Origin of the sequence: Pseudoalteromonas sp. Isolate3, assembly GCF_022398505.1 — a bacterium.
In the GTDB taxonomy this organism is placed as follows: domain Bacteria; phylum Pseudomonadota; class Gammaproteobacteria; order Enterobacterales; family Alteromonadaceae; genus Pseudoalteromonas; species Pseudoalteromonas apostichopi.
This window is the reverse complement of the sequence record NZ_JAKEVN010000191.1, coordinates 1-3,901: the sequence shown is the minus strand read 5'-3', so window position 1 is coordinate 3,901 and position 3,901 is coordinate 1. Positions and strand designations below refer to the sequence as shown.

The following is a 3,901-nucleotide window of genomic DNA, read 5'->3' as shown; positions in this document are numbered from 1 at the left end:
ATATAAAGCTATAGCTATTTAAAGTGAAAATTGACCTCACGTCTCGCAATTTCACTTCTTGGTGAATTTGGTCATATCATTCCAACCTACTTTTTTAACCGCAGGCATAATGAATTTAGATATGATATCTGTTTCGATGAGCTTTCTTTTATCCATAACTTAACGCGTCCCTAAATACTACACTACAAGCCAACAAGGCTTTGCGTACAACTCTTTGATTTAAAGTGTTTCATACTATTTAGTGATGCTATATAAAATATGCTGGATTAGCAAAAATAAAAGGTAAAACTAAAAACGAGAGACACTGTCCCTCGCTTTAATTTAAGGTAAACCTTTTGAGACATACCTCGATTATTTATTTTCCGCAGCAATTTTTATACTTTGCATTAGAGTCGCACGAACAAAGTTCATTTCGCCCTAATTTAGGAGTTTTAGTACAAGACCTTTGTGGCCCTATTTTTACTTTGGCACCTTTGATTTCATCTAGTAAACCAGAAAATAGCTCTCTTATTTTTAAGTACTTTTCATCAAGGTACAAAGCTGCATCAAAGTTTCCAGTAGCGATTGCTTGGCATAGATATTGTTGAGCTAGTTTGTCATCTTTTGGAACTAACTCTCCTTTGTAATAGATTTTACCTAATTCAAACATTGATTTATTACAGCCTCGCATTGCTGCTGTTTGAAAACTCTCAACAGCTTTATCACCGTTAACAAGGCAAGCTTTGCCTGAAGAATATAAAACACCTAACTTTTGAAAAAGAAAGACTGTGTCTTCAGCTTTTTTATGGGTAAGGTATTTATGTGCTTTTTTATAGTCTTCACTCAGGTAATGACACCACCCCAAATAAGCGTAAGCAGCGTAAAATCCCCTTTTTGCTAATGCGCTTAGTAATATTGTTATCTCAGTAATTTGAAGGTTATCTACTTTATGATTGAGACATAAAAGAGCATATTTAAATAGAATTTGATGGCTTTGCTGAGCAATACTGACTTGTTTATCATCAGAGCTAATAACATCGGTTATCGTTTTTTTTGAGCAAAGTTGAAAAGCACTTTTATAAGACTCAGCTGCAAAAGCATACATACTCTGTGCTCGCGCAGTGAAAGATTTATCATCAAAGTCTTCGCTTTCAAAAACTTCGCCCATTTTTTCGTAAAAATCACCTAAGCTTAAATACTCTTTATAGTCACAAGACATTAAACAGTTAAACCATAAATCTTTATGTTCTTGGCCTCCCACATTTATTAACTCGTATTTTGGTATACATTTACCAAGCCCAAAGCTCAAGTAAGCACTCTCCAGCAAGTTTAAAACTTGTGTTCTTGAAACTAACGCCTTACTAACCAATATCTCTTTACTTAACTCCTTATTATGTACTCCATCATTTGTTAACTCCCTAACACCATGAAATAGCTCTCTATCAGCTCCGTGAATTGCGTTGATTTCTGCTAGTTCGTTTATTTGCTCCCATAAGTTTTTACTATTAAATTCATAACTATGGCGTTGAGCATAAAGTAAACATAAGTTCTCAAGTATCCTGCGAAATTTAAACAAACTAACATCAGGGCTTACATTCACCAGTAATAGTGCATTTTTGTAATCTGACGCAATGGACTCTTTGAACAATGCTGCGAATTGCTCATCATTATTTACAAAGCTCATGCTAATACTCCCTGTTTTAAGGCAATGTTATTTTGTTTATTCTTGTGCTGATACTCACTATTACTAATGAGGCTAATTGTATTATCCTTTTTATATCGGCTAGCAAACGTCTCCCAGTTTATCTGGCAGACCTCTAATGCTTTCTCTACCCCTACATCTAATATTAAATCACCATAAATATATCCATTTTGAGTTGAACTATTTTGATAAAAACGCCCTTGAGGGTTAATCATCAAATAAGAAGTTGTCATCGCTTCATTATCTTCTGCCACCATGACTTCTTTTAATGAAGCGTGGCGGTTTACAAAAACAGTAAACTGCTCATCAGAAATTAATAAGTTGTCATTTAATACAGGTAGTACTTGGAAAACTTTCCATTTTTCAGGTTTTATTTCTGCTATTAGCTGCTCGAATGACTCTTGGTAATTAAGGCTATTAACAACGGTGTTTATTTTTATTGTGATGGATGGGTTAACTTTACGAAGATGTTTAACAGCTTTAATTAAATCGTGAGTACCAAAAGACTTATCTTTGCGATCTATTCGACCAATATCTTCACGTGTAGTCATATATTGGCTGTCAAAACTTATCCCGATCATTGAAAACATAGCGCCATAATTGTTTATGAAAGAGTTTGTTAGGTAATGGCCATTAGTAATTAAAGATAAATTAAAGCCAAGTGACTTTGCCTTCATAATCAATTGTGCAAATCGCTTTTTGAGTATTAAAGGCTCGCCACCTGCAAAGTTAATACGCACTGTTTTATAAGGGAAAACCGCTTTTACTTGCTTGCTATTAACATCAAAAAAGTAACAGGCTAACTTTTCAAGCATTAACTCTGCGCTATTATCATTTGCATGTAATTCGTTGGGGCGGTCCCACTTTGCATAGCAAAATTTGCATGAATAATTACATACTTCTGTAACGTGATAATTTATTACCAACTCATCAATCGTCTTATTCATATGAACCTCCTAATACAAGGTTCAATAACGCTGTTTTCACAGCCGCATCTGCTGATGAAAGTTCATTGGTTTCACTGAGTAATGAAAAAAGAATTAAATGATACATAATTTACTCCTAATATCACCGCGGACTGCGGTGACTTCAGGAGGAAGTATCGAACTGTGAAATTCACAAAAAAGGGAAACAACAAATTATTTAAAATTAAACCTGCAAAACCATTTCAATCATTAATATGATGATTGTCACGCGACCATTTAGCTAGATAAGTTGTTAATACAATACACCCATCGAGCATTGAGAAACGATATCAGCTTTACTTATTGCCGAGTGGGATGAGGATACATTTAGTGGATGATTAACTTGAAAGAGGGCGGTCTAACTTCAATCACTATTAAAGGTCACGATAAAAGTGATAAGTGTTTAATCAAGTCTGGGCTGGTAAGCTTCACGATTCATTTACAGCCGTTCAGAAGAACTTAATTGCCGTATAGTTGATTGGGAATACAATTTCTACTCTACTTGTTTGCTGCCAAAAAATATGGCATTGCTGTCAAAAGGGAAATGATTCATGTACTCACTTCCCCCTTAATTGATAAACTATTTTTAGATGCGGCTACTAGATAGGGCACGCTCAACTTGAGCTTTCATTAGTTGGTAGTTTTCTTCAATCGAGCGACCATTTTTTTCGGATGTATCAATCTCGACTACTGGAACATTAAACCATTGAAAGATCTTTTTATAGGCTGTTTCTACACAATTATTTTGTGTAATAGCATCTCCATACCACTGAATACTGCCACATCTAGCCCCTATCCTACTATTTATTGTTTCCGCATCAGCCTTAACAAATATAATGACTTCTGGAAGAAGAATGTTTTGAGAGATATTAAGTGTATCAAAGATATTCTTAACGAGTTTTTCTCCAAGCATGATCGTCTGATACGCTAAAGTTGAAAAAATATACCTGTCGACTACGACATCCTGTGACTTTATTGCTCTGGAGACAGTATGACTTCTCAGAAAGTTATTAAGTAAAAAAAACAAAAAAGCACTCTCTTTCGACTCAAAAGAATCAATGATCTTTCTCAACTCCAGCGCTTCTTCCACTATAGCTGAATGAACAACAGCATTTTTTTCTTTTGCATATAAAGAACTTAGTGTAGTTTTTCCGCAGGCATCAAGCCCTTCAAAAACTATAAATCTTTTCATTAGAATCTCCTAATGTCACCGCATTGTGCGGTGACTTCAAGAGCAAGTATCAAACTGTGAAAG

At 34.9% G+C, this 3,901-nt stretch carries 3 protein-coding genes; all 3 read right to left on the bottom strand.

The window, feature by feature from the left end; genetic code table 11:
- Positions 1–355: 355 nt before the first annotated feature.
- The 3 genes from L1D46_RS19930 to L1D46_RS19920 all read right to left on the bottom strand — a co-directional run bounded on the left by L1D46_RS19930 (position 356) and on the right by L1D46_RS19920 (position 3,838).
- The gene (locus L1D46_RS19930) at positions 356–1,663 is read right to left on the bottom strand and encodes a DUF4145 domain-containing protein (RefSeq protein WP_130053037.1); all 1,308 of its coding nucleotides are present in this window, start codon (positions 1,661–1,663) and stop codon (positions 356–358) included.
- Entirely contained in the window at positions 1,660–2,628 is a 969-nt protein-coding gene (locus L1D46_RS19925; protein ID WP_130052840.1) for a viperin family antiviral radical SAM protein, read from the bottom strand. The genes L1D46_RS19930 and L1D46_RS19925 overlap by 4 nt, the downstream gene beginning before the upstream one ends.
- Before the next feature lie 604 nt (positions 2,629–3,232).
- A complete protein-coding gene (locus L1D46_RS19920) occupies positions 3,233–3,838 on the bottom strand; it encodes a deoxynucleoside kinase (RefSeq protein WP_130052841.1) in 606 nt (201 codons plus the stop codon).
- Positions 3,839–3,901: the final 63 nt, after the last annotated feature.